Here is a 25,281-nt window from a genome sequence, read left to right as displayed (position 1 = left end):
GTCGGCGACCTGGCACAGCCGATGTGAGGTGGGACACAAAGCGGGCTGCCGACCGGGCCTGCACCCGGATGCTCCCGGCATCCGGCGCGGCGGCTGGTTACGCTCGCGAGGAGGACTTCGAGCAGGACGAGGACTTCGAGCGGACGGAGAGGCAGCGTGGACTGGGAGGGCGTACGGCTGCATGTGGTGAGCGGCAAGGGCGGCACCGGCAAGACCACGCTGGCGGCGGCGCTCGCCCTGGCGCTGGCCGCCGAAGGCCGCCGCACCCTGCTGATCGAGGTCGAGGGCCGGCAGGGGATCGCCGAGCTCTTCGGGATCGCCGCGCTGCCCTACGAGGAGCGCCGGGTGGCCTCCGTCTCCTCCGCCCAGCTGGGCCTGTCCGGGCCCAAGACCTCCGGCGACGTGTTCGCGCTGGCCATCGACACCGAGCAGGCGCTGCTCGAGTACCTCGACATGTTCTACAAGCTCGGGCGGGCCGGGAAGGCGCTGCAGAAGGTCGGCTTCGTCGACTTCGCCACCACCATCGCCCCGGGCGTGCGCGATGTGCTGCTCACCGGCAAGGCCTGCGAGGCGGCCCGCCGCAAGGGGCCGGACGGGCGCCGGGTCTATGACGCGGTGGTGATGGACGCCCCGCCCACCGGGCGGCTCACCAGGTTCCTCAACGTCAACTCCGAGGTGGCCGGGCTGGCCCGGTTCGGGCCGATACACAGCCAGGCCCAGGCGGTGATGGGCGTGCTCAAGTCGCCGGAGACCGCGGTGCACCTGGTCACGCTGCTGGAGGAGATGCCGGTGCAGGAGACCGTGGACGGCTTCACCGAGCTGCGCGAGGCCGGGCTGCCGGCCGGCGGGGTGCTGGTCAACATGGTGCGGCCGCCGGTGCTGGACGCCGCCGCGGTGGCCGCGGCCCACGGCGACCACCGCGAGGAGGTGGCCCAGGCCCTGGTGGAGGCCGGCCTCGGCGGCCGGTCCCGCTCGGCGGCCACCCGGCGGACCGCCGTGGAGCCGCTCCTCGATCCGCTGCTCGCCCAGGCCATGGAGCACTCCGAGCGGGTCGCACTCGAACGCGAGCAGCGGGCCGAACTGGCCGCCCTCGACCTGCCCGGCTACGAACTCCCGCTGCTCAGCGGTGGCGTCGACCTCGGCGGCCTGTACCGGCTCGCCGGTGAACTCAAGCGACAGGGGGCGGCATGACCGGCACGCCGGAGGTCCTCGACCTGGACCGGCTGATCGACGACCCGCAGACCAGGATCGTGGTCTGCTGCGGCTCCGGCGGGGTCGGCAAGACCACCACGGCGGCGGCGATCGGCCTGCGGGCCGCGGAGCGCGGCCGGCGCACCGTGGTGCTGACCATCGACCCGGCCCGGCGGCTGGCCCAGTCGATGGGCCTGACCGAGCTGGACAACACCCCGCGCCCGGTCAAGGGCGCGGACACCGCCGACGGGCCCGGCGAACTGCACGCCATGATGCTCGACATGAAGCGGACCTTCGACGAGGTCGTGCTCGCCCACGCCGACCCGGAGCGGGCCCGGGCGATCCTGGACAACCCCTTCTACCAGTCGCTCTCCGCCGGATTCGCCGGCACCCAGGAGTACATGGCGATGGAGAAGCTGGGCCAGCTGCGCGCCACCGGCGAGTGGGACCTGATCGTGGTCGACACCCCGCCATCCCGCTCGGCCCTCGACTTCCTGGACGCACCCGGGCGGCTCGGCTCGTTCCTGGACGGCAAGCTCATCCGGATCCTGACCACCCCGGCCAAGGTCGGCGGGCGCAGCGCGATGAAGTTCCTCAACGTCGGGATGGGGCTGCTCACCGGCACCCTGGGCAAGATCTTCGGGGCCCAACTGCTGACCGACCTGCAGACCTTCGTGGCCGCGATGGACTCGATGTTCGGCGGCTTCCGGGAGCGCGCCGAGAGCACCTACCAGCTGCTCAAGGCGGAGGGCACGGCGTTCCTGGTGGTCGCCGCGCCGGAGCGGGACGCCCTGCGCGAGGCCGCCTACTTCGTGGACCGGCTGGCCGCCGACGAGATGCCGCTGGCCGGGCTGGTGCTCAACCGGGTGCACGGCACCGGGGCACCGCAGTTGACCGCGGAACGCGCGCAGGCCGCGGCGCAGGCACTGGAGGAGAACGGCGCCGACCACGAGCCCCGGCAGGCCGAGGCGGAGGCGCTGGCCGCCGGACTGCTGCGGCTGCACGCCGAACGGGTCGAGGTGATCGGGCGGGAACGGCGCACCAGGGACCGGTTCGTGGCGGTCTACCCGGATGTACCGGTGGTCGAGGTGCCGGCGTTGGCCGGCGACGTGCACGACCTGGACGGGCTGCGGCTGATCGGCCGTCAGCTGGCCGGATCGACCGATTGATCACAACCACCCCGGGATGCGGGGCCTTGAACCCTTGTCAGCTATGGAGAAGGGATTTTGATCCCTTGTCAGCTGCGGAAGCCGAGCCTGGTCAGCCCGCCTGCGCGTAGTCCGAGAGGATCACGCCGGTGGCGAGGGACTCCTCGTACTCCGTCCGCGCAGTCTCCAGCAGCCTGCGCCAGGAGAGCACCGTCGGGCGGCGGCGCAGCAGTGCGCGGCGCTCCCGCTCGGTCATCCCTCCCCAGACGCCGAACTCCACCCGGTTGTCCAGCGCATCCGCCAGGCACTCGGTACGCACCGGACAGCCGCTGCACACGGCTTTTGCCCGGTTCTGTGCCGCCCCCTGGACGAACAGCTCGTCCGGATCACTCGTGCGACAGGCGGCCTGCGCACTCCAGTCATCAACCCAGCCCATGCCCCGCCGTCCTCTCCCGATACATCGAGGCTCCCCCACCACGGCGGCAACGGCATATTCACCGTTGCCAGTTGAGGACGTTACGGAAGATTGGCGGAGCGCAACAGCCCCTTGGGGTCCAATCTCGAATGACCCGATCGGACTATGGGTGCCGGTCAGATCACTCGTTGGAGTGATCGCAGGTCGCGGGCCTTGCGAAGGTCCCGAACGTCCCTTTCGTCACGCAGCGCCACAACGCTCCCGCCCGCCAAGGCCGCCGACTTGGAATAGTCCGCAGGGCAGTTGCCTCATACCCCGTCAAATCGGACAACTCTCAACACTCACAGGAGTGTTTGAGATACACGGAGCGGAGCTGTCGCAGGCTTGTGACAAGCGTAAGCGAACACCTGCCCTCATGGGTCGGAAACGACAACGTAGAGTCCTCCCATGGCACCGAAGCGTTCCTCAGCATCCCGCCCCCGCCGACAGCGCACCTCTCCGCTGGAGTTGGCCGGGCATGGACTGACCTTCCTCGGCGTCAGCCTTCTGTCCGGCCTCCTGGTGGCCGGCCTGGCGCTGCCCGCGGTGGGCGCGATCGGACTGGGCGCGAAGGACGGCGTCCAGGGATTCGACAGCCTGCCCGCCGACTTCACGACCCCCACGCTCTCCCAGGCGTCGTACATCTATGACGCCAAGGGCAACCAGATCGCCATGATCTACGCCCGCGACCGCGAGATAGTGACGCAGGATCAGATGTCGCCGCTGACCCGCGAGGCGCAGGTCGACATCGAGGACGCCCGCTTCTACCAGCACGGCGCCATCGACCCCAAGGGCGTGCTGCGCGCGATCGCCAAGAACGCCTCCTCCGGCGCGGATGCCCAGGGTGCCTCCACGCTGACCCAGCAGTACGTCAAGAACGTCTTCGTCGAGGAGGCGGGCGACGACCAGGCGGCGTTCCTGGACGCGACCCGGAAGACGGTCGGCCGCAAGGTCCAGGAGCTGAAGTACGCGATCAAGCTGGAAGAGGAGTTGTCGAAGGACCAGATCCTCACCAACTACCTCAACATCACCTTTTTCGGACACCAGGCCTACGGCGTCGAGGCCGCCTCGAAGCGCTACTTCAACAAGCCCAACAAGGACCTGACCATCGCCCAGGCCGCGCTGCTGGCCGGTCTGGTGCAGAACCCCACCGCCTACGACCCGCTGGCGCACCCCAAGGCCGCGCAGGCCCGCCGGGACACCGTGATCGACAAGATGGCGGAGTACCACCACATCACGCCCGAGCAGGCCAAGGAGGCCAAGGCCACCGGGCTCGGACTGGACTACCAGGACCCGCAGAACGGCTGCATCACCGCCCAGGCCGGCATGGGCTTCTTCTGCGACTACGTGCGCAGGGTGGTGCTCAGCGACCCGGCCTTCGGCGCGTCCACCGACGCGCGCAACAAGCTCTGGACGCAGGGCGGGCTGAAGATCACCACCACCCTCGACCCGGACAAGCAGGCCGCGGCCAACAAGGCGGTCACCACCAAGGTCTACCCGACCGACTCGGTCGCCGCCGCCATGACCATGATCAAACCCGGTACCGGCGAGATCCAGGCGATGGCCCAGACCCGGCCGTACGGTCTGGACGCCACCAAGCACCAGACCGTGGTCAACCTCAACGTGGACGCGGCGATGGGCGGCGGCAACGGCTTCCAGCCCGGCTCCACCTTCAAGGCGATCGTGGCGGCTGCCGCCCTGGACGGCGGCAAGGACCTGAGTCAGACCTATGACTCCCCGCCCAAGATGCCCTACCCGAACCAGCCCATGTGCTCCGGGCGTTACGTGAACACCAGCAACGAGCAGGTCTCCAACGACAATCCGGACACCGAGCACGGCCAGTACACGATGACCGACGCCATGGCGGCGTCGATCAACACCTACTTCATCATGCTGGAGCAGGACATCGGCATGTGCGCCGTCAAGCAGATGGCCAACAAGCTGGGCATCAAGAACACGGCTAACGGCGACCCCCTGGCGGAGCGTCCGTCGATGGCGCTGGGCACGGAGGAGATGAGCCCGCTCGACATGGCGGGCGTCTACGCCACCTTCGCCGCGCGCGGCATGCACTGCGACCCGATCGCGATCTCCTCGGTGGTGGGCATCGACGGCAAGAACCTGGCCGTGCCGAAGGCCAACTGCAGCCAGGTGATCACGCAGGACACCGCCGACAAGATGAACACCATGCTGAAGGGCGTCACCGAGAAGGGCGGCACCGGCGCCCAGCTGGGCCTGGACGACGGCCGCATGATCGCCGGCAAGACCGGTACCGCCGACCACCGCAACGCGGCCTGGTTCGACGGCTACACCCCCGACCTGGTCGGCGTGGTCTGGCTGGGCGGCCCGGAGTACACCGTGCCGATGACCAACATCACCATCGGAGGCCACGACTTCGGTGCCGACGGCGGCGTCTACGGTGCCACCGGCCCCGGCCCGATCTGGCAGATGGCAATGAACCAGGCGCTGGCAGGCACGCCGGCCACCCCCTTCACCCTGGTGCAGCAGCCGCCGTCGGCGCCGAGCAGCTCCACGCCCAGCCCCGACCAGAACACCCCGCCGCCGGCCGCCCCGGGCGGCGGAGCCACCGACGCCGCGGCGACCACGCCGCCTCCGCCGCAGAACCCGTTCCCGGGCTTCAGCCTCCCGCCCGGCCTGATCGGCGGCGGCACCGGCGGGCAGCCGCAGCCCGGGCCCAGCAAGCACCACCACTGATCAGTACGCACAAACGCCCGGCGCCCCTCTCCGGAGGGGCGCCGGGCGCTTTTCGATGGACGCGCTGTCTCAGCGGGCGCGGTTCGGTCAGGGGCTTTCGGGCAGGGCTACTTCGCGGCCAGGGCGGCCTTCACCGCGGCAGCCACCCGGCCGCCCTCGGCGACGCCGTCGACCTTCGGGCGGACCAGCTTCATCACCGCGCCCATGCCCTGCGGACCGGTCGCACCGCTCTCGGCCACCGCGGCGGCCACGATCGCGGCAAGCTCCTCGTCGCTGAGCTGCTGCGGCAGGAACTCGGCGAGCACGACGCCCTCGGCCCGCTCCCGATCCGCCTGCTCGGCCCGGCCGGCCTTGGCGAAGGCATCCGCGGCGTCCCGCCGCTTCTTCGCCTCACCCTGCACCACCAGGCGCACCTCGTCATCGCTGAGCTCGCGCTTCTCCTCGCCCGCCACCTCGGCTGCCGAGACGGCGGCCAGGGTCAGCCGAAGCGTGGACGAGCGCAGCTCGTCCCGGGCCTTGATGGCGGCCGTCAGGTCGTCCCGAAGCCGCTCCTTGAGCGTTGTCATGGGGCAATCCTCACATCTCGGCTGCCGATCTGCCCATGAATAAGCACTCGGCGAGCGCGGATCGCCCGGCTGGGCGGGCACTGAGCCCGCACCGGCGGCCGGCTGGGCGGGCGCTCGGTCAGCGCCGTCGTGCCAGCCGGACCGCCGCCTGCACGATGCGGACCTGCTGCTCCACCTGCCGCGTGACGGGCAGCCAGCTGCCGCGCAGGCAGTCCTGGTACTCAGCGCACCAGGCCTCGACCAGGCCGGCCAACCGCCCGCGCGGCTCCGCAGCCTCGTCGCGGACCGGTGCCAGGGCCCGGTGCAGCATCGCGACGGCCCGCAGCGGCACGCAGTGCGCCCACACCTCGATGCCGGCCAGCCGGGCACCGGTCATCGGCGGCAGCGGCGGCGCCCCCGGCTGCGCGACCCGCGGATCCCACTCGTCGGCGAGCGGCCGGAAGACCGGCAGCATCCCCGCGACGGCGCGCAGCAGCGGCCAGTCCCCGTCCCCCAGCAGCGCGGCGGCGGTGGCGTGGAACTCCTCGATCAGCCGACCGCGTTGCCGGAGCTGCTCGGCCGCGGCGAGCAGGCTCGGCGCCGGATCGGCGACCGGTTCCGCGGCGGCCACCCGTTCGGTGGGCCAGAGCGGGACCTCGACGATCGCGGTGACCCCGCCATAGCGGTTCGGCGCATGCCAGGTGGTGGTCCCGACCGCCCAGGAGGAGGCCTGGGAGTGTTCGACCTCGGCCACCCCCGGCATCAGATGGACGCCCGGGCCCGGGCTCGGCCAGTAGAGCGCGTCATAGCTGCCGAGATCCAGCGGAATCCCCAACTCGCCCGCCGACTTGGCGATTTCCTCGGCGAGGCCCGGGATGTCGCCGGTCTCCTGGACGAAGGTGCCGCCCATCTCGCTGTTGTGCAGGGAGCACTGCACGAACGGGCGCAGCTCGTCGATCAGGTCGAGCAGCGCCCGGCTCTCGGGCAGCATCCGCCCCACCGACGGGGCCCACTCCGGCTGCTCGTCCGGCGCCTGCCGATAGAAGTGCCGGAAGTGGTCGAGCGGTTGGCTCGGCTCGCGCGGCCCGCTCTCGGCCAGCTGGGCGCCGTCCGGGTCCAGGCAGAGCAGGTAGTTCCAGGTGACCGCGGCGTGTTGGGCCGGATCGGCCAGCACCCGCTGGGCCAGTTCCACGATGCTGGCGCCGCCCAGCCGCGACTCGTTGGCGTGCGCGCCGGCCACCACCAGGGCCTGCTCGGGCGCCGTACCGATGGAGAGCAGCTGGAGTGGCCGCCCGCCACGGGAGGTGCCGATGGTGCGCAGTCGGCAGCGGTCCGGCCATCGTGCCGCCAACTCACGTGCTGCTGTCGCCACTTGCTTGAGAGTCGGATACCGGTCGCACTGGACCACCGCCCGACCCGCTTCGGTCGAGGTATCGATGGAGGTCAGAACGGGCTTCTCCCCTCGCTCCAGCACCGTGCAGGCGGCCGTCGCCGGTGATATCTGCTTCTTGTCGAGCGAATCGGACTGTTGACGCCTCATCAGTAGTCCACGAACCGAACGCCCGCGTCAAGTGCCCCTACGAAACACAGGAGTTGATCAGTGGTGTGGATGGTGCCGCGAATCTCGGCCGCCGGGCAAGAGCCCCTGGAGCCGCGGCGTCCCGCCGCTGCGCCGGCCGGCCCCCAGCCATCGCCATGATGAAGAGGGGGCTCACACGCCGGGGCCGTTCCCGGCCTCCCAGATCGCAAGCCGAAAGCCACCACACCCAGACCCACGGGGCGCGAGCGTGCGAAACCTGCGCCCTCACGCACACGCCCGCTCACTCACCGTCGAACAGCTCCCAAGCTCGCCACCAGCTGACGGTGCGTGAGCGGGCGCCGACCCCACGCAGTCCCGCTCCGTCTCCGGTCATGGCCGACCCGAGCCAAGGCCAGGTTCACCGGAACCGAACCCGTCTGCGACCATGGACCGATGCGAAAGCTGTACTCCGTCCCGCTCGCGGTCGCCGCGACCGGCGCCGCCACACTCGCCTACTCCGCCGGGTACGAAGTCCGCGCATTCCGGCTGCGCCGGGTGGACGTCCCGGTCCTCCCCCACGGGGCCAAGCCGCTACGGGTACTGCAGGTCTCGGACATCCACATGGTGACCGGGCAGCGCAAGAAGCAGCGCTGGCTGCGCAGCCTGGCCGGGCTGCGGCCGGATCTGGTGGTCAACACCGGTGACAACCTCTCCGACCCCCAGGGCGTGCCGTCCGCGCTGGACGCGCTCGGCCCGCTGATGGAGTTCCCCGGCGTCTACGTCTTCGGCTCCAACGACTACTACGGCCCGGCCCGCAAGAGCCCCACCCGCTACCTGAAGGCGCTGGCCAACGGCAACCACGGCCTCAACAACGCCGACGGCACCGGCCGGCCCGGCATCACCGGCGCCATCCACAACCCGTGGGAGAAGCTGCGCGACGGCTTCGACGCCGCCGGCTGGGTCGACCTCACCAACACCCGCGGCCGCCTCACCCTGGCCGGCCTGAACCTCGAGTTCACCGGCCTGGACGACCCGCACATCCGCCGCGACCGCTACGCGGCGGTGGCCGGCGGCCCGTCCGCCGACGCCGACCTGTCGATCGGCGTGGTGCACGCCCCCTACCTGCGCACCCTGGACGCCTTCACCGCCGACGGCTACCCGCTGATCCTGGCCGGCCACACCCACGGCGGCCAGCTCTGCATCCCCTTCTACGGCGCCCTGGTCACCAACTGCGACCTGGACGCCAAGCGGGTCAAGGGCCTCTCCACCCACCGCGCCGGCGGCCGCCAGTCCTACCTGCACGTCTCCGCCGGCTGCGGCACCAACCGCTACACCCCCGTCCGCTTCGCCTGCCCCCCGGAGGCCACCCTGATGACCCTGACCCCTCGCCCCCGCTAACCGGATTTCGTCTCCTGACCTGCGTCGGGTAGAGTTCTACTCGTCGCGAAGGAGACGGAGCGACAAACCGCAAGACCGGGGTGTGGCGCAGCTTGGTAGCGCGCTTCGTTCGGGACGAAGAGGCCGTGGGTTCAAATCCCGCCACCCCGACCCAGTAAGACCGGCTCAGGGCCGGTCCTCCGCAAGGAGGACCGGCCCTGACTGGTTTTCAGGGCCGGTTCGTGAGAAGTCTGGGAGAGTCCGTCGATTTCCTCCCGGCCGCCGGCTCTGCCGACCATCCCTCAGCAACGTGCCGAAGACGGCGTAGGGCGACTGCGGCAGCACCCGACGACGGGCTTCGAGCCCGGCCGGCTCAGCCAGGACGCTCTCCGGGCTTCCGGCGGGTCGCCCGCTGGGTCGCGAAGGCCTCGCGCCAGTGCCCGGCGGATCGGACCAGGTCCTCGCCGACGAGCCCGAGGAACCAGCCCATTTCCGCCAGCCGGGTGCCCGCCGGGGTGTCGGCTCCGAGGAGCCCCGCACCCTCCTGAGCGGCGTCGGCAAGCACCGCGTTCAACCGGGCACTCGCCACCATGGCCCGGAACCAGACATCCTCGTCGATCACGTACCGGTCGCGGCGCCCGCGGGGGTCACGCTCACGCCTGATCAGCTCCTGGCCTTCGAGGTACCCGACAGCCTTGGAAATCGACGCCGGGCTGACCCGCAGCCGCTGGGCCAGCTCGACGGCGGTGAGGCTGCCACTGTCGCAGGTGTAGAGGCAGGCCAGCACTCCGGCCATCATCCGGGGGATCCCGGTGCCCACCAGCAGCTCGGTGAACCGGTCCGCGAACTCCTGCACCGTCTCCACGTCGCGCCCCGCATCGATCCTCGCAGCGGACGGGGCGGGGCCGGCCTGCGAGGCAGCCTGGCGGCCACGGCGGGCCCGCCGTTCGGTCGCCTGGTGTGCCCGGTCGGACCGGTAGGTGGTCGGGCCACCGTTGCGCATCACCTCGCGGGTGACGGTGGAGGTGGGCCGATCCAGGCGCTTGGCGATCTCGGTATAGGAGAGTCCGTCGGCCAGGCCAGTGGCGATCTGCCTGCGGTCCTGCTGGGTCAGTCTGCCTCCGGGCATGGGCTCCTCCTCCTGTTGCAACTGCACTCATTGCAACACATGCGAGAGCACTCTTGCATTCATCGGCATGCTCATTGCAACAATTTCACGCCTGTCACCTGCAGAAATAGCCAGGAATGGCATTTCGTCAATTGAGGATCTGATGAACGCAACATAGCCTTTCTCATGTCGCGAAGGACGCGGCCGAAACAGAGGGAGTTCGAGATGACCATCACCCAGATCCTGGACCGCGCGGTGACCGAGCAGGGCTTCCCGGGCATGGTGGCCGAGGTCCGCGACGGCGGGCAGCGGTGGTTCGGGTCCGCGGGTGTGGCCGAGGTCGGCACCGACCGGGAGCGGCTGGCCCAGGAGCAGTTCCGGGTCGGCAGCATCACCAAAACCTTCACCGCCACCGTCATCCTCCAGCTCGCGGCCGAGTACGTGCTCAGCCTGGATGACACCGTGGAGAAGTGGCTGCCCGGCCTGATCCGAGGCAACGGCCACGATGGCAACAGGATCACTATCCGACACCTGCTCAGCCACCGCAGCGGCTTGTTCGCGTTCACCCTCGACGAGGACATGCTCCGCCGCTACTCCAGTCCCGAGCTGCTGGCCCACCGCTTCGACCGGTGGACCCCGGAGGAGCTGGTGAAGATCTCCCTGGCCCACAAGCCGGACTTCGAGCCCGGTCAGGGTTTCGCCTACTCCAACACCAACTTCGTCCTGTCCGGGCTGATCATCGAGCGGGCCACCGGCATGACCTACAACGATGTGATCGAGCTGCGGATCCTCCGCCCGCTCAAGCTCACGAGCACCTACCTGGCGAACCGGGAGACCGAGCTCCGGGGCCCGCACACCCACAGCTACTCCCGGCTGACCCTGCAGGAGGCCGACGCCCTGGCCCACGACGTGACCGAGCTGGACGCCACCTACGGCTTCGCGACCGGCGAGCTCATCTCCACCACCGGCGACCTCGCCGTCTTCCTCGGTGAGCTGCTCGGCGGCCGGCTGCTGCCGCCCGCGCAGTTGGACGAGATGCTCACCATGACCCCCGTCCCGGACGGCACCTGGCTGGACGGCTACAGCTACGGCCTGGGCCTCTCCTCCTTCGAACTGCCGTGCGGCACGACGGTCTTCGGCCACGGCGGAATGATCACCGGCAACTGGTCCTACCTCTACGGCACCCGCGACGGCAGCAGGGTCGCGGTCACGAACGTCAACGGCGACTGGAACTGCCCGCCGCTTGATCTGTTCCCCGAGGTTCTCGATGCCGCGTTCCGCCCCGCCGCCTGATGATCCGTCACACCACAACCCCGGCCCACTGGTGATCGTCCTGGCCAGTGGGCCGAAGGTGGTCGTAGGCGGCCTGGTGATCGCGTCCTTCTTCACCACCTACCTGGGCCCCGGCATCGCCAATGTGATCATCGTCAGCACCTGCGGCAGACCAGCATGCCGCAGTCCATGACGGGCCGGATGACCGCGTGCTTCCGCACGCTGCTCTTCGGCGGCAGCGCCCTCGGAGGCCTGACAGCCGGTCTGCTCACAGGCGTTCAGATCCCGCCACCTCGACGCGGTCCAGAGGGCCCATCAGAACTTACCGGTGGAGGTACGGGATGCTCGGGTAGCCCGTCGCCTCGACCTTCTCCAGCTCGCGGACCTCGATCTTGACCTCGGCAATCTTCGCCGCGACGGCCTTCTCGGTCTTCTCGGTCTTCTCGGTGTCCATGTCCCCTGCTGTTTCGCTCTGTTGGATCGCCCGGCCGGTTCGGCCCGACGCGGCAACGATCCGCCGCTCCCGTGGCAGCGGCGTGGCAGCCGGCCATGGGACCGCGACGACCGCGACGAGCGCCTAGGTGAGCCGCCGGCGGATGCGCCAGGTGGCGAGGGCTGCGAGCAGGGCGGCCAGGGCGGTGAAGAGTGCGGTCTCGGCGTACTGGAAGGTCCAGTAGCGGGCGGCCGGCTGCTCGGTGATGTCGACGTGCAGGTTGCCCTTGGCCAGGCAGGCCGGGAGGTCGGCGAAGGAGCTGTTGTTCATGCAGTCCTGGAACCAGGCGGCGTGGCCGGCCGGGTTGCCGGTGGGGTCGAGCATCGGTGTGGTGGTCACCAGCCAGGGGCCGCCGGGGACCCGCAGACCGTCGATGTCGCCGTAGGTGCCGATCTTCGTCAGGTGGCCGATCAGATCGGCGGTGAGCGGCACCGAGACGTGGACGGGGGTCTCGTAGTGCGGGCGGATCAGGGCGGGGGTGGCGACCTGGAGCACCGTGAAGGCCAGCAGGGTGGCGGCCATGGCGGGCACGGTGCGGCGGCAGAACAGGCCCGCGGTGGTGCCGAGCACGAAGGCGAATGCGGTGTACCCGAGCGGGGCGAGGCCACTGGCCGCGAAGACCTCCGCCTCGAAGCGGTTGCCGATGACGGCCGTGACCGGGCCGGTCGCCCAGCCGAGCAGCAGGCTGAAGAGGCCGGTGACGGCCAGGCTCAGCAGGCCGACGACGCCGAGCTTGGCTGCCAGCCAGCGGCCGCGCGTCACGCTCTGGTTCCAGACCAGCCGGTGGGTGCCGTTCTCCAGTTCGCGGGCGATCAGCGGTGCGCCCCAGAACGCCCCGAGGATCCCGGGCACGGCGAGCAGCAGGTAGCCGAGCAGCTCGGTCGGCATGCGGTAGTGGTCGGCGAAGGCGCCGAGCAGGGCGGCGCAGGTGTCGTGGCCGGCGCAGTGGGCGAGGGCGTCGGCGTGGGCGGTGTGGACCTGCCGGCCGAGCACGGCGAGGTAGCCGGCGAGCAGCAGCAGCGCCCCGAGGGCCACCAGGGCCTGGACGCGGAACTGCCGCCAGGTCAGCCAGATCATCGGTGGGCCTCCGTGGGGAGTCGTTCGGCGCGGTCGAGGTAGGCGAGGGCCAGTTCTTCGAGGTCGAGCGGGTCGACCCGCCAGGGACCGCCGACCGGCAGCGGCCGGGGCACCCGGACGACGGCGCCCTGGTCGGTGCGGCTGATGGTCTCCGCAGCGGCCGGCAGCGCGGTCGGGTCGCCGGTGATCCGGGCGTGGGTGGCGAGCAGCTCGGTCACCTCGCCGGCGAGCTGGATCCGGGACGCGGCGAGCACGATCAGGTAGTCGCAGACCCGGGCCACGTCGGGGAGGGTGTGCGAGGAGAGGATCGCGGCGGCGCCCAACTCGCGCACCGACTCCATCAGATGGTCCAGGAAGGCGTGCCGGGCCAGCGGGTCGAGGGCGGCGGCGGGCTCGTCGAAGATCAGCAGGTCGGGCCGCTTGGCCGCGGCGACGGCCAGGGCGAGCTGGGCGCGCTGGCCGCCCGAGAGCCGGCCGGCGCGCTGCCGCGGGTCCAGGTCGAGCCGGGCCAGCCGCCGCCGGGCGAGGTCCGGATCCCAGCGCGGGTTGAGCTTGGCCCCCAGCTTGAGGTGGTCGGCGACGGACAACTCGGCGTAGAGCGGGGCGCCCTGGGCGACGAAGCCGACCCTGGCCAGGTGGGCCGGGCCGGCCGCGGGCGCGTCGCCCAGCACCCGGATGGTGCCCGAGGTGGGCGCGGTCAGGCCGCAAGCCAGGTGCAGCAGCGTCGACTTGCCGGCGCCGTTGGCGCCGACCAGTCCGATCACCCGACCCGCCGGAACGGACAGGTCGCAGTCGGCGAGGGCGGTCCGGTGGCCGTACCGCTTGGTCAGCCCGGACGCTTCCAGTACTGGTGTCATCGTCTGCTCCCCCGGGGTCAGCCGCGCGAACGCCGGTTGGCGCGCCAGGCCCTGACGAGCCGGTAGGCGCCGTAACCGAGGGCGAGGAGGAACGCCACCTGGACGGTCAGCCAGGCGTACAGCAGCGGACTGCGCTCGGTCTTCTCGGCGAGAGCGGTGCTCCCGGCCAGAGCGGTGCTCCCGGCCAGAGCGGTGTTCTCGGCCAGAGCGGTGTTCTCGGCCAGAGCGGAAGCCAGCGCCAGGGATGTGGAAAGTGCCATGGCCAAGAGCCTGCTGGCCGGGCCGCGGGCGCCGCAGCGGCCGAAGGTACGGTCCTGGCCCTGCCGAGTCGTACTTTCGGCTGGTTCGATGGCCGGCGGCATCCCCTAGCGTGGGCGAGGTGAAGACAACGGTGCGCACGGGGCAGGCGGTCAACGCGGCGCTGGGGGTGCTGTTCGCGCTGGTGCTGGCGCTGATGGCCGCTCAGTACGCCGCTCAGGGCCGGGTCTGGGGCTTCGACGCAGCGGTCGGCACGGTCGTCTGCCTGATCGCGCTCGGCCGGGACCGCGACCGGGGCCGGGCCGCCGCCCTGGGCCTGGTCGTCGCCGGTGCCGCCGCGATCACCGCGCGGCTCGCCCACCTGCCCGGCGAGCCCGGCCCCGCCGCGGTGCTCGGCCTGCTGGTGCTCGGCGGCTCCGCGCTGCGGACGCTGCCCTGGCGGTCGGCCGTCGGCACCGCCCTGGCCGGGCTGGCGCTGATGATCACCGGCCTGCTGACCTCCGCGGCGCCGAGCACCCCGTTCCGGGTCGGCAGCCAGGCCTGGGTGCTGGCCCTCGGTGCCGGGCTCGGGCTGCGCTTCCTGGACTACCGGCGCTGCGCCGCCGCCGACGCCGTGCGGCGGGAGGAGCGGCTGGCGCTGGCCCGGGAGCTGCACGACGTGGTCGCCCACCATGTCACCGGCATGGTCGTCCAGGCGCAGGCCGCCCGGATCACGGCCCGCCGGCAGCCCGAGACCCTGGACGGCACCCTGGCGGGCATCGAGGAGGCCGGCGGCGACGCGCTGGCCGCGATGCGCCGGGTCGTCGGCCTGCTGCGCGACACCGAGGACGCGGTCGGCACGGCGGCCCCGGTGCCCGGCCCCGAGCACCTGTCGGAGCTGGTGCGGCGGTTCGACGGCCACGGGCCCGAGGTGCGGCTGCGCCTGCCCGCCGACCCGGCCCCGACCTGGCCGCCCGAGGTGGCCGGCACGGTGCACCGGATCGTCCAGGAGGCGCTGACCAACATCGCCCGGCACGCCGCGCACGCCCGCTCGGCCACCGTCGACGTCGCCCAGGGCCCGGAGGGCGTCACCGTCACCGTCACCGACGACGCCCCGCCCGGCCACCCCCGGCACCGGCACCGGCAGCCGGGCGGGTTCGGCCTGATCGGCATGGCGGAACGGGTCGAGGCGCTCGGCGGCCGGCTGACCGCCGGACCGCGCCCCGGTGGCGGCTGGTCGGTGCTGGCCAGTCTGCCGGTGCCGGTCCGGGAGCCCCGATGAGCATCCGGGTTCTGCTCGCCGACGACCAGGCGATGATCCGCTCCGGCCTGCGGCTGATCCTGGAGGACCAGGACGACATCACGGTGGTGGGCGAGGCCGCCGACGGGGCCGAGGCAGTCGAACTGGCCCGCCGGCTACGGCCGGACGTCTGCCTGGTCGACATCCGGATGCCTCGGCTGGACGGCATCGAGGTGACCCGCGCCCTGGCGGGTCCCGGGGTCGCCGATCCGCTCCGGGTGGTGGTCGTCACCACCTTCGACCTCGACGAGTACGTGCACGGCGCGTTGCACGCCGGTGCCGTCGGCTTCGTACTCAAGGGCGCCGCCCCGGCCCTGCTGATCGAGGCGGTGCGCGCCGCGCACGCCGGCGACGCGCTGATCTCCCCGTCCGTCACCCTGCGGCTGCTCCGCCGACTGGCCCCCGTCCGCACCGCGTCCACCGCCCCGACGGCCCGGCCGCTGTCCGCCCGCGAGGTCGAGGTGATCCGCTTCATCGCGCGCGGCCGCACCAACCAGGAGATCGCCGCCGAGCTGTTCATCTCGCTCTCCACCGTCAAGAGCCACCTGACGGCCGTCCAGCAGAAACTCGGCGTCCGCAACCGGGTGGAGATCGCCGCCTGGGCCTGGGAGAGCCGCCTGATGGACGGGGCCGAGCCGGGCGGGTGAGTCACCTGCGGTGGTGCCCATGTGCCCATCGGCTCACGCCGGTTCGCGTTCGCTGCGGCCGTGACCAGGGTGTCATACGCGGTCTGTGCGGTACCGAATTCAAGGAAGTCCGCCATGGCGGCCCGCGCCGCACGCAGACGCTTCGCCGACCGTTCATGCCCGCGCTTCCCCCGGTACACCGCCGGACACTACTCATGACGCAGCAACTACTGCTCCCCCGCCGTGAGTTCAGGAGACACCCCCGTGACCCGACGCTCCGTCCGCCTCGCCGCCGTTCTCAGCGCCACCGGTGCGCTGGCCGCCGGCTCGCTCAGCCAGGCCTACGCCGCCGGCACCGACCCGGCCGGCCGCCACCAGCACGGAGCCGCCCAGCACGTGCTGCTGATCTCGGTCGACGGTCTGCACCAGTCGGACCTGAGCTGGTACCTCGCCCAGCACCCGCAGTCCGCGCTGGCCCGGCTGGTCAACGGCGGTGTGCAGTACTCCGATGCCAGCACCACCACCCCCTCGGACTCGTTCCCGGGCATGGTCGCCCAGGTCACCGGCGGCGGCCCCGGCACCACCGGCGTCTACTACGACGACACCTACAACGCCGCCCTGCTGCCGGCCGGCACCACCGACTGCAAGGGCGCCAAGCCCGGCGTCGAGGTGGACCTCACCGAGGACCTGGACAAGAACAAGAACTCGATCGACGCCGGCCAGGGCCTGTCCGGTCTGCCGGGCTCGATCCTGCGGATGACCGGCAACGCCCAGGAGTTGATCGACCCCAGCAAGCTGCCGGTCGACCCGCACACCTGCAAGCCGGTCTACCCGCACAGCTACCTCCAGGTGAACACCGTCTTCGACGTGGCCAAGCAGGCCGGCCTGCACACCGCCTGGTCGGACAAGCACATCGCCTACGACATCCTCAACGGCCCGTCCGGCAACGGCATCGACGACCTGTTCGCGCCGGAGATCAACTCGGCCGCGATCGGCTACCCGGCCGGCGACGACTGGACCATGGACAACAACGCCACCCAGCAGTACGACGGTTACAAGGTGCGGGCGGTCCTCAACGAGATCGACGGCTACGACCACAGCCGCTCCGTCAAGGCCGGCGTCCCCGCCGTCTTCGGCCTGAACTTCCAGACCGTCTCCACCGCCCAGAAGCTGCCCTCGACCGCCGGCCTGACCGGTGGCTACGCCGCCAAGGACGTGCCCGGCCCGCTGCTGGCCAAGGCGCTGGACTACGTCAACGCCCAGGTCGGCGCGCTCACCGACGAGTTGCGCAAGGAGCACCTGGACAAGAGCACCACGGTGATCCTCTCCGCCAAGCACGGCCAGTCGCCCACCGACCCGCAGGCGCTCACCCGGATCGACGACGGCCCGCTGCTGGACGGCCTCAACGCCGCCTGGAAGCAGGCCCACCCGGGCGCCGGCGACCTGGTGGCCCACTCGGTGGACGACGACGGCGTGCTGCTCTGGCTGAACGACCGGTCCGCGGCCGCCACCGCGTTCGCCAAGAACTACCTGCTCGCCCAGCACGGCACCGGCAACGACATCAACGGCAGGCCCAAGGCCTTCACCGCCTCCGGCCTGACCAAGGTCTACGCCGGCGAGGACGCCGCCGACTACTTCGGCGTCAAGCCGGGCGACGCCCGGGTGCCCGACATCTTCGGCATCTCACAGTACGGCGTGGTGTACACCGGCGGCCACGGCAAGGTCGCCGAGCACGGCGGCGCACACGCCGACGACCTGAACGTGCCGCTGGTGGTCTCCGGCGCCGGCACCCCCGGCCACCGCAGCGAGTCGGCCCCGGTGCAGACCAAGCAGATCGCGCCGACCATTCTGAAGCTGCTCGGCCTCAACCCGCAGTCGCTGCAGGCGGTTCGCGACGAGCACACCAGGGTGCTGCCGACCCGGTGAACGAGCCGTCAGGCCGAGAGCAGGGCGGCCAGTTCACCGCGTGAGGCGATGCCCAGCTTGGGATACGCCTTGTAGAGGTGGTGGCCGACGGTGCGGGGGCTCAGGAAGAGCTGGGCGGCGATCTCCCGGTTGGAGAGCCCCCGCGCCGCGAGCCTGGCGATCTGCTCCTCCTGCGGGGTGAGCCCGGCCAGCGGCCCGACCGGCGCGGTCAGCGGCGCGGCGGAACCCGCGGCGCCCAGTTCGGTGCGGGCCCGCTCGGCCCAGGGGGTGGCGCCGAGCCGCTCGAAGACCTCCAGGGCGGTGCGCAGTCTGGCGCGGGCCTCGGTCTTGCGCTTGCCGCGGCGCAGCCATTCGCCGAACAGCAGGCTGGTACGGGCGAGTTCGAACGGCCGGTCGGCGCCCTCGTGCAGCTCCAGGGCGGCCAGATAGCCGGATTCGGCCAACTCGGCCGGTCCCAGCAGCGCTTGGCAGCGCAGCACCAGCGCCCTGGTCCAGGCCGGAGCGCCGATCCGGGCCGACCAGGCCGCGAACTCCTCGAACGCGGCCTCGGCCCGCTCCGGGGCGCCGAGCCGGACCGCCGCCTCGACCAGATCCGGCACGGTGCGGATCGCCGAGACATGGTGGCGGTAGGGCCCGGCGGTGTGCCCGGCCAGCCGCTCGACCGCCTCGGCGGCCCGGCCCTGCCCCAAGTCGTGGACCGCCAGGGCCCATTGGCTCCAGGAGGTGCCGGCCGCCGGGGCTCCCCAGGCGGTCACGGCCTCGCCCAGTGCCTCGGCGGTGCGGGTCGCGACCAGCTCGCCATCGCCCCGAAGAGCGGCCAAGTAGGCATCGAGCGCTGCGAGTTGGCTGGTCCACTGCGGCTGGCCGAGGTCTCTGGCCAGGGTCAGCCCCTCACTGGCGGCCAGCTCGGCGTCCCGGTGGCGACCGTGGAAGAGCTCGGCCTCGCCGCGGAAGAAGAGCAGCGTGGGCAGCAGGCCGACCGCGCCGGCGGCGCGCGCCTCGGTGATCAACTCATCGGCGAGCAGGAAGGTTTCGGCGTCCCGCCCGGCGATCAGGGCGGCGCCGGCGAACTGCACCAGGTCGCGCGGGCTGTCCGCGCCGGCGGCCCGGGCCGCTCGGGCGGCGGCCAGCAGCGGGGGCACACCGCCGTCGGCCGAGACCTTCCCCGCGTCGGGCACCGCCTCCGCGAACGCCGGACCGACCATCGCGAGGAGCTGTCCGACCAGCGGGCCGAGCGCGTCCTCGGCCGGCAGCCGCAGCGCGGCCAGCCGGCGCAGCACCTCCCGGACGTGCTCGCCACCGAGGTACCAGGCGGTGTGGAAGGCCTGCAGCAGCCCCCGGGCCGCGATCGCCTGGTCGATCTCGCGCCCGACCGCGGTGAGCAGCAGCCGGTGGGCCTCCGGGTAATCGCCGCGCCAGAAGGCGGCGGTGCCCCGCACCCACTCCAGCACGGCCAGCACGAAGGGCTCTTCGGTGAGCTTGGCGGCCCGCTCGGCGAGCTCCCTGGCCCGCTGGGCCTGCGCGGCGTCCAGCGCGGCCTCGGCTGCCAGGGTCAGGCAGCGGGTCGCGCTCTCCCGGTCCGAGGCCAGCCGGGCGGCCCGCTCGAAGGCCGCCGCCGCCCCGGAGTGGCCGGCCCGGTCGGCGGCCCGATGGCCGGCCCGCTCCAACGCGGCGGACAGCTCGGCGTCCTGACCGGTGGTGGCCAGCGCCAGGTGCCAACTACCGCGATCCTCCTGGCCGTTCGCCAGCAGCACCGCCCCCAGCACCCGATGGACAGCCAACTTCTCTTCCAGCCCGGCGACTTCGAGGATCGCGGCGCGTAGCAGCGGATGCCGCAGTGCCAGTCGGCCGTCCCCCGGGGTGCGGCGCAGCAGCCCGGCCTGCTCGGCGGGCGGCAGGTCGGCGGCCCCGGCCCCCAGGCCCTCGGCCGCCCGCAGCACGATGGCCAGTTCGCCCTGCTCCTCGGCAGCGGCCACCAGCAGCAGCGTCCTGGTCGGCGCGGGCAGCCGGGCCACCTGGCCGAGGAAGGCCTCCCGCAGCCGGCCGGTGAGCGGCACCGGGCCCTCGCTGCCCACCGGTCCGGCCGCCGCGGCGGCGGGCAGTTCGGTCAGCGCCAGCGGGTTGCCCCGGGCCTCGGCCAGCACCCGGTAGCGCAGGCCGGCGTCGGCCGCCGAGCCGTCCGCCGTCTGGGCCCGGGCCGCCAGCAACTCGGCGGCCGCGGAAGGGTCGAGCGGCTCCAGCCGCAGTTCGGGCAGCCCGGGCGCACTGAACTCCCCTTCGCCGTCCCGGGCCGCGAAGAGCAGCACCACACCCTCGCGATCCAGCCGACGGGCCGTCAGTAGCAGGGCGTCGGCCGACGAGCGGTCCAGCCACTGCGCATCGTCCACCAGGCAGAGCAGCGGGGTCTCGGCGGCCAGTTCGGCGAGCAGGCCGAGCGTGCCGAGCGCGCTGAGCAGGCGCTCGGTCAACCCGCCGCCCTCGGCCAACCCGAACGCCGCCTCCAGCGCCCGCCGCTGCGGCGCGGGCAGCACCGGGAGCCGCGCCAGCGCCGGGCTCAGCAGCAACTGCAGCCCGGCGAACGGCAGATCGGCCTCGTACTCCACCCCGGTCGCCCGGATCACCCGGAACCCGTCGGCCCGCTCGGCCGCGTACTCCAGCAGCGCACTCTTGCCGATCCCCGGCTCGCCGCGCAGCACCAGCACCCCGCTGCGCCCCTGCCGCGCCGCCGCCAGCAGCGCATCGACGGATGCCTGCTCCCCCGCCCGTCCGTACAGCATGCCCGCAGCCTACCTATGACTGACCGATTCGGCCGCCGCGCATCTTGCCTAACGTCATGACCAGCAAGAACGAGCCGCAACAAACCGACAGGAGAACCGAGATGAGCACCCTTCAGCAGCTGGCCGAGCAGTACATCGCCACCTGGAACACCGCCGACCCCACCGAGCGCCGCAAGCTGATCGACACCTACTGGGCCGCCGACGCCGGCTACACCGACCCGCTGGTCGAGGCCGCCGGACGGGACGCGATCGACGCCACCATCGGCGCCGTCCAGGCCCAGTTCCCCGGCCTGGAGTTCAGCCTCGGCGAGGGTGGCGTGGACGCCCACCACCAGCAGGCCCGGTTCACCTGGAACCTCGGCCCGGCCGGCGCCGAGCCCCTGGTGGTCGGCTTCGACGTGCTGGTGGCCGACGAGGAGGGCCGGATCGCCTCCGTGCTCGGCTTCCTCGACAAGGTCCCGTCCGCCTGACCCCCCACCCCCCTGCGGGCGCCGGCCGGCCAGCGCCGGCGCCCGCCCCCGCCGGAAGCACCCAGATAGGAGCCCCCCGTGGCCACCACCCTGTCCCGCCCCCTCCCCGTCGTCGACACCCCCGCACCGGCCCCGCGCGGCCTGCTCCCGGTGGTGCTCACCGCCACCTTCATGACCACCCTGGACTTCTTCATCGTCAACGTGGCCATACCGTCGCTACAGACCGGCCTGCGGGCCGGCCCCACCGCCGTCCAATGGGTGGTCGCCGGCTTCGGCCTGGCCCTGGCGGCCGGCCTGGTCACCGCCGGCCGGCTCGGCGACCGGTTCGGGCGGCGCCGGATGTTCGCCCTCGGCCTGGTGCTCTTCACCGTCACCTCGGCCGCCTGCGGCCTGGCCCCCACCGCCGGGGTGCTGGTCGCCGCCCGGGTGGCGCAGGGCCTGGCCGCCGCGCTGACCGGCCCCCAGGTGCTGGCCATCCTGCGCACCGCCTACACCGGCCCGGCGCAGGCCAAGGCGTTCGGCTCCTACGCCATGACGATGGGCATCGGCGCGGTGCTCGGCCAGCTGATCGGCGGCCTGCTGATCCAGGCCGACCTGTTCGGCCTCGGCTGGCGCAGCTGCTTCCTGATCAACCTGCCGGTGGGCCTGGCCACGTTGGCGATGGTGCGCCGCTGCGTCCCCGAGTCCCGGGCCCCGCAGAAGCAGCGGCTCGACCTGCCGGGCGCCGCGCTGGTCACCGCCGCCGTCACCACCCTGGTGCTGCCGCTGATCCAGGGCCAGGCGCAGGGCTGGCCGCTGTGGACCTGGCTCTGCCTGGCCGGCTCGGCGCTGCTCTTCGCCGGCTTCGCGGTGCACCAGCGCCGGTTCGCCGTCGACCCGGTGGTCGACTTCCGGGTGCTGCGGGACCGCGCGGCGGGCCTGGGCTCGCTGGCCCAGCTGGTCTTCAACCTCGGTCAGGGCTCGTTCTTCCTGGTGCTGGCCGTCTTCCTGCAGCAGGGCCACGGGCTGAACGCCCTCAACTCCGGCCTGCTCTTCACGGCGATCGGCGGCGGCTACCTGATCACCTCCGTCGCCGCGCCCCGGGTGGCCGCCCGGCTGGGCCGGCAGGCGATCGCGCTCGGCGCGGTGGTGCTCGCCGCGGGCCTGGGCCTGATGGCGGTCACCGCGGCCGAGGTCGGCACCTCGGGCAGCGCCTGGTGGCTGGCGCCCGGCCTGTTCGTCGACGGCCTCGGCATGGGCCTGGTGATCGGCCCGCTGACCAGCACCGTGCTCGGCGGGGTGCGCCCGCAGCTGGTCGGCTCGGCGGCCGGGGTGCTCGCCACCGTCCAGCAGGTCGGCGGCGCGCTCGGGATCGCGCTGCTCGGCAACCTCTTCTACAGCAGCCTGCGGCACGGCTTCAGCCACGCCTTCAGCCTCAGCCTGCTGGCCCTGGTGGCCCTGGAGCTGCTGCTGGCCCTGCTGGTCCAGGCCCTGCCGGGGGTCGACCGGAAGCCGAACAACTGAGAGCCCCTGTTGACCAGCCCGAGGGCTCCCGTGCCAGAGTGACTCGGATGAGTAGCGAGAAGAACGACGTGCCCGCCTGGGAGCAGCGCTTCCGGGCGGCACGCGTGTCCCTCCCCGACTGGGCGGACGACGCCCCCGACCGTTCGCTGTACGTGTCGAACACGACCGGCACCTACCAGGTCTACGCCTGGGACCGGGCCACCGGCAGCCATCGCCAGGTCACCGACCGGCCGCACGGCACCACCGACGCCGCGCTCTCCCCCGACGGCGCCTGGATCTGGTGGTTCGACGACACCGACGGCGACGAGTTCGGCATCTGGCGCCGCCAGCCGTTCGAGGGCGGCGCCGACGAGCCGGCCGTGCCGGGCCTGACCCCCTCCTACGAGGCCGGTCTGGCGCTCGGCCGGGACGGCACCGTGGTGGTCGGCCGCTCCACCGACGAGGACGGCACCACCCTGCACCTGCTGCGCCCCGGTGCCACCGAGGCCGTGGAGATCTACCGGCACGCCGAGTACGGCGGGGTCGGCGACCTCTCGCACGACGGCACGCTGCTCGCCATCGACCACACCGAGCACGGCGACGCGATGCACAACGCGATCCGGGTGGTCGCCACCGCGGACGGCCGGACCGTCGCCGAGCTCGACGAGGTGACGGGCCGTCAGGAGCCGCGAGGGCTGGCCTGCCTGGGCTTCGCCCCGGTCCCCGGTGACGGCCGGCTGCTCCTCGCCCACCAGCGCCGGGGCCGCTGGGAGCCGATCCTCTGGGACCCGCTGACCGGCACCGAGACCGAGCTGGAGCTGCGCACCGAGGACGGCCGCCCGCTGCCCGGCGACGTCTCCGCCCAGTGGCGGCCCGATGCCACCGCCCTGCTGGTGGAGCACGAGTACGAGGCCCGCAGCGAGCTGTTCAGCTACGACCTGGCCACCGGCGTGCTGACCCGCCTGGACACCCCGCGCGGCACCGTGGCCGGCGCCTCGCCGCGCCCGGACGGCACCGTCGAGTACCTGTGGTCGTCGGCCGCCGAGCCGTCGGTGGTCCGCTCCACCGCCGGACGGGTGGTGCTGCGGGCGGCCGGTCCGGTGCCGCCCGGCTCGGTGCCGGTCGAGGACGTCTGGGTGGACGGCCCGGGCGGCCGGGTGCACGCCCTGGTGCAGCGCCCGGTCGGCGACGGCCCGTTCCCCACCGTCTTCGAGGTGCACGGCGGGCCGACCCACCACGACTGCGACGCCTTCGCCGCCGGTCCGGCCGCCTGGCTGGACCACGGCTTCGCGGTGGTCCGGGTCAACTACCGCGGCTCCACCGGCTACGGCCAGGCGTGGACCGACGCGCTGAAGGAGCGGGTCGGTCTGATCGAACTGGAGGACATCGGCGCGGTGCGCGACTGGGCGGTGGGCGCCGGTCTGGCCGACCCGGAGCGGCTGGTGCTCTCCGGAGGTTCCTGGGGCGGCTACCTGACCCTGCTCGGGCTCGGCGTGCAGCCGGACGCCTGGTCGCTGGGCCTGGCCGCGGTCCCGGTCGCCGACTACCTGACCGCCTACGCGGACGAGATGGAGGCGCTGCGGTCGCTGGACCGCACGCTGTTCGGCGGCACCCCCGAGGAGGTGCCGGAGCGCTGGCACGCCTCCTCGCCGCTGAGCTACGTCGAGAAGGTCCGGGTGCCGGTCTACATCAGCGCCGGCGTCAACGACCCGCGCTGCCCGATCCGGCAGATCGACAACTACGTGACCCGGCTCGACGAGCTCGGCGTCCCGCACGAGGTGTACCGCTACGACGCCGGCCACGGCTCGCTGGTGGTCGAGGAGCGGATCAAGCAACTGCGGCTGGAGCTGGACTTCGTCCGCCGCCACCTCGGCGGGTAGCGGTCGCTACTCCAGGACCGGGTCGAGGCCCAGCGCCCGGTCCTGGGCCGCCTCCGCCTCCCGGCGGGCCAGCCGGAACCACATGAAGCCGACGAACCCGGCGAAGACGAACCACTCCAGGGTGTAGCCGAGGTTCTGGAACGCCCGGGCGGTCAGCCCGTCGCCACCCGACGGCTGCGCGGTGGGCACGGCGGTCATCCCGGCCGGCACGTCATCGGCGGCCACCCAGCCGTCATACACCGGGTACGGCAGCAGGTTGACCAGCGACGCCGGGCTGATCATGCCCAGCTGCCCGGCCGGCAGCCCGCCGGCCACCGCACCCGAGGTGTCGCTGCTCTCCGGTGCCTGCAGCCGGCCGCTGACGGTCTGCTGCCCGCTCGGCGGCGCGGGCAGCTGCGCCCCCGGTGCGCCGGGCAGCCAGCCGCGCACCACCGCCACGGCCCGGCCGTCGGCGGTGCGCAGCGGAGTGAACAGGTAGTAGCCCTGGCGGTTGTCCACCGTGCGGTTGGGCACGGCCAGCTGGTGCGCCGGGTCGTAGCTGCCGGTCACGGTCACCGGGTGGCCGACGGTGACCGTGCTGACCTTGGCCGCCGGGCCGGGCAGCACGGTGTCCAGCGGGCTCGCGGCGGCCGTCGGCCCGGTGCCGGCGTTGGCGGCGTGCTGCGGGGTCACCCGGGCCTCGAACCGGCTCAGCTGCCAGCTGCCCAGCCAGAGGCAGGCCACGATGGCGGCGACCGCGAGGACGGTACTGCCGAGCCATCGCGGAGTCAGGAGGAACCGGTACACACCACCACGGTAACCACCATGACGTTTGGCCTTCGCGCAGGGGG

22 protein-coding genes and 1 tRNA gene are annotated in these 25,281 nt (G+C 72.5%); 13 read left to right on the top strand and 10 right to left on the bottom strand.

The window, feature by feature from the left end; all coding sequences use genetic code 11:
- Window positions 1–156: 156 nt before the first annotated feature.
- Both P3T35_RS01305 and P3T35_RS01300 read left to right on the top strand, forming a co-directional pair.
- Window positions 157–1,191, top strand: a complete 1,035-nt coding sequence (locus P3T35_RS01305) for an ArsA-related P-loop ATPase (protein ID WP_180356491.1) — start codon at window positions 157–159, stop codon at window positions 1,189–1,191.
- Window positions 1,188–2,360 (top strand): ArsA family ATPase, encoded by a 1,173-nt coding sequence (locus P3T35_RS01300; RefSeq protein ID WP_101380975.1) that lies wholly within the window; start codon window positions 1,188–1,190, stop codon window positions 2,358–2,360. The genes P3T35_RS01305 and P3T35_RS01300 overlap by 4 nt, the downstream gene beginning before the upstream one ends.
- Window positions 2,361–2,451: 91 nt before the next feature.
- Here P3T35_RS01300 and P3T35_RS01295 read toward each other — a convergent pair whose 3' ends face one another.
- Window positions 2,452–2,775 carry a WhiB family transcriptional regulator gene (locus P3T35_RS01295; RefSeq protein WP_101380974.1) on the bottom strand — a complete coding sequence of 108 codons (324 nt, stop codon included), beginning with the start codon at window positions 2,773–2,775 and terminating at the stop codon, window positions 2,452–2,454.
- A gap of 426 nt (window positions 2,776–3,201) precedes the next feature.
- On the opposite strand from P3T35_RS01295, the gene P3T35_RS01290 reads away from it, so the two are divergent.
- Entirely contained in the window at window positions 3,202–5,505 is a 2,304-nt protein-coding gene (locus P3T35_RS01290) for a transglycosylase domain-containing protein (protein ID WP_101380973.1), read from the top strand.
- A gap of 107 nt (window positions 5,506–5,612) precedes the next feature.
- Here the strand turns inward: P3T35_RS01290 and P3T35_RS01285 are convergent, their stop codons facing one another.
- A complete protein-coding gene (locus tag P3T35_RS01285) occupies window positions 5,613–6,071 on the bottom strand; it encodes a GatB/YqeY domain-containing protein (protein ID WP_101380972.1) in 459 nt (152 codons plus the stop codon).
- A 118-nt stretch (window positions 6,072–6,189) separates the two neighbouring features.
- Window positions 6,190–7,422, bottom strand: a complete 1,233-nt coding sequence (locus P3T35_RS01280) for a M14 family zinc carboxypeptidase (RefSeq protein ID WP_180356490.1) — start codon at window positions 7,420–7,422, stop codon at window positions 6,190–6,192.
- A gap of 600 nt (window positions 7,423–8,022) precedes the next feature.
- Between P3T35_RS01280 and P3T35_RS01275 the strand changes: the two genes are divergently transcribed.
- Window positions 8,023–8,967: a metallophosphoesterase gene (locus tag P3T35_RS01275; protein WP_101380970.1), complete on the top strand. Its 945-nt coding sequence runs from the start codon at window positions 8,023–8,025 to the stop codon at window positions 8,965–8,967.
- 76 nt (window positions 8,968–9,043) lie between these two features.
- Window positions 9,044–9,117, top strand: a tRNA-Pro gene (locus P3T35_RS01270).
- 202 nt (window positions 9,118–9,319) lie between these two features.
- Here P3T35_RS01270 and P3T35_RS01265 read toward each other — a convergent pair.
- The gene (locus P3T35_RS01265) at window positions 9,320–10,075 is read right to left on the bottom strand and encodes a helix-turn-helix domain-containing protein (protein WP_101380969.1); all 756 of its coding nucleotides are present in this window, start codon (window positions 10,073–10,075) and stop codon (window positions 9,320–9,322) included.
- Window positions 10,076–10,279: 204 nt separating this feature from the next.
- On the opposite strand from P3T35_RS01265, the gene P3T35_RS01260 reads away from it, so the two are divergent.
- Together P3T35_RS01260 and P3T35_RS01255 are read left to right on the top strand one after the other, a co-directional pair.
- Complete coding sequence (locus P3T35_RS01260; RefSeq protein ID WP_101380968.1) at window positions 10,280–11,347, top strand: serine hydrolase domain-containing protein; 1,068 nt, start codon at window positions 10,280–10,282, stop codon at window positions 11,345–11,347.
- Window positions 11,322–11,519 (top strand): hypothetical protein, encoded by a 198-nt coding sequence (locus P3T35_RS01255; RefSeq protein WP_218976696.1) that lies wholly within the window; start codon window positions 11,322–11,324, stop codon window positions 11,517–11,519. Before P3T35_RS01260 ends, P3T35_RS01255 begins: the two co-directional genes overlap by 26 nt.
- 129 nt (window positions 11,520–11,648) lie before the next feature.
- Here P3T35_RS01255 and P3T35_RS01250 read toward each other — a convergent pair whose 3' ends face one another.
- The 4 genes from P3T35_RS01250 to P3T35_RS01235 all read right to left on the bottom strand — a co-directional run bounded on the left by P3T35_RS01250 (window position 11,649) and on the right by P3T35_RS01235 (window position 14,013).
- Window positions 11,649–11,780, bottom strand: coding sequence for a hypothetical protein (locus P3T35_RS01250; RefSeq protein ID WP_280703961.1), 132 nt, complete (start codon window positions 11,778–11,780; stop codon window positions 11,649–11,651).
- A gap of 123 nt (window positions 11,781–11,903) precedes the next feature.
- The gene (locus P3T35_RS01245; protein WP_101380967.1) at window positions 11,904–12,896 is read right to left on the bottom strand and encodes an ABC transporter permease subunit; all 993 of its coding nucleotides are present in this window, start codon (window positions 12,894–12,896) and stop codon (window positions 11,904–11,906) included.
- A complete protein-coding gene (locus P3T35_RS01240; RefSeq protein WP_101380966.1) occupies window positions 12,893–13,753 on the bottom strand; it encodes an ABC transporter ATP-binding protein in 861 nt (286 codons plus the stop codon). Before P3T35_RS01240 ends, P3T35_RS01245 begins: the two co-directional genes overlap by 4 nt.
- A gap of 17 nt (window positions 13,754–13,770) precedes the next feature.
- Window positions 13,771–14,013: a hypothetical protein gene (locus P3T35_RS01235; protein ID WP_101380965.1), complete on the bottom strand. Its 243-nt coding sequence runs from the start codon at window positions 14,011–14,013 to the stop codon at window positions 13,771–13,773.
- A gap of 119 nt (window positions 14,014–14,132) precedes the next feature.
- Here P3T35_RS01235 and P3T35_RS01230 point away from each other — a divergent pair, with 119 nt between their 5' ends.
- The 3 genes from P3T35_RS01230 to P3T35_RS01220 all read left to right on the top strand — a co-directional run bounded on the left by P3T35_RS01230 (window position 14,133) and on the right by P3T35_RS01220 (window position 17,842).
- Entirely contained in the window at window positions 14,133–15,272 is a 1,140-nt protein-coding gene (locus P3T35_RS01230; RefSeq protein WP_218976695.1) for a histidine kinase, read from the top strand.
- Window positions 15,269–15,937, top strand: coding sequence for a response regulator transcription factor (locus P3T35_RS01225; RefSeq protein WP_101380964.1), 669 nt, complete (start codon window positions 15,269–15,271; stop codon window positions 15,935–15,937). Before P3T35_RS01230 ends, P3T35_RS01225 begins: the two co-directional genes overlap by 4 nt.
- A 243-nt stretch (window positions 15,938–16,180) precedes the next feature.
- Window positions 16,181–17,842 (top strand): alkaline phosphatase family protein, encoded by a 1,662-nt coding sequence (locus P3T35_RS01220; protein ID WP_101380963.1) that lies wholly within the window; start codon window positions 16,181–16,183, stop codon window positions 17,840–17,842.
- 8 nt (window positions 17,843–17,850) lie between these two features.
- Here the strand turns inward: P3T35_RS01220 and P3T35_RS01215 are convergent, their stop codons facing one another.
- Window positions 17,851–20,619, bottom strand: a complete 2,769-nt coding sequence (locus P3T35_RS01215; RefSeq protein WP_101380962.1) for a helix-turn-helix transcriptional regulator — start codon at window positions 20,617–20,619, stop codon at window positions 17,851–17,853.
- Between the two features lie 101 nt (window positions 20,620–20,720).
- Here P3T35_RS01215 and P3T35_RS01210 point away from each other — a divergent pair, with 101 nt between their 5' ends.
- The 3 genes from P3T35_RS01210 to P3T35_RS01200 all read left to right on the top strand — a co-directional run bounded on the left by P3T35_RS01210 (window position 20,721) and on the right by P3T35_RS01200 (window position 24,451).
- On the top strand, window positions 20,721–21,089 hold the full coding sequence (locus tag P3T35_RS01210) for a nuclear transport factor 2 family protein (RefSeq protein ID WP_101380961.1): 369 nt from the start codon (window positions 20,721–20,723) through the stop codon (window positions 21,087–21,089).
- Window positions 21,090–21,167: 78 nt separating this feature from the next.
- Entirely contained in the window at window positions 21,168–22,592 is a 1,425-nt protein-coding gene (locus tag P3T35_RS01205) for an MFS transporter (protein WP_280703960.1), read from the top strand.
- Window positions 22,593–22,639: 47 nt separating this feature from the next.
- Window positions 22,640–24,451: a prolyl oligopeptidase family serine peptidase gene (locus tag P3T35_RS01200; protein WP_101380960.1), complete on the top strand. Its 1,812-nt coding sequence runs from the start codon at window positions 22,640–22,642 to the stop codon at window positions 24,449–24,451.
- Between the two features lie 6 nt (window positions 24,452–24,457).
- Here the strand turns inward: P3T35_RS01200 and P3T35_RS01195 are convergent, their stop codons facing one another.
- Window positions 24,458–25,237, bottom strand: a complete 780-nt coding sequence (locus P3T35_RS01195; RefSeq protein ID WP_101380959.1) for an SURF1 family protein — start codon at window positions 25,235–25,237, stop codon at window positions 24,458–24,460.
- Between the last annotated feature and the right edge of the window lie 44 nt (window positions 25,238–25,281).

Source organism: Kitasatospora sp. GP30 (assembly GCF_029892145.1).
Taxonomy (GTDB): Bacteria; Actinomycetota; Actinomycetes; order Streptomycetales; family Streptomycetaceae; genus Kitasatospora; species Kitasatospora acidiphila.
This window is presented reverse-complemented; position numbering and strand designations above follow the sequence as displayed.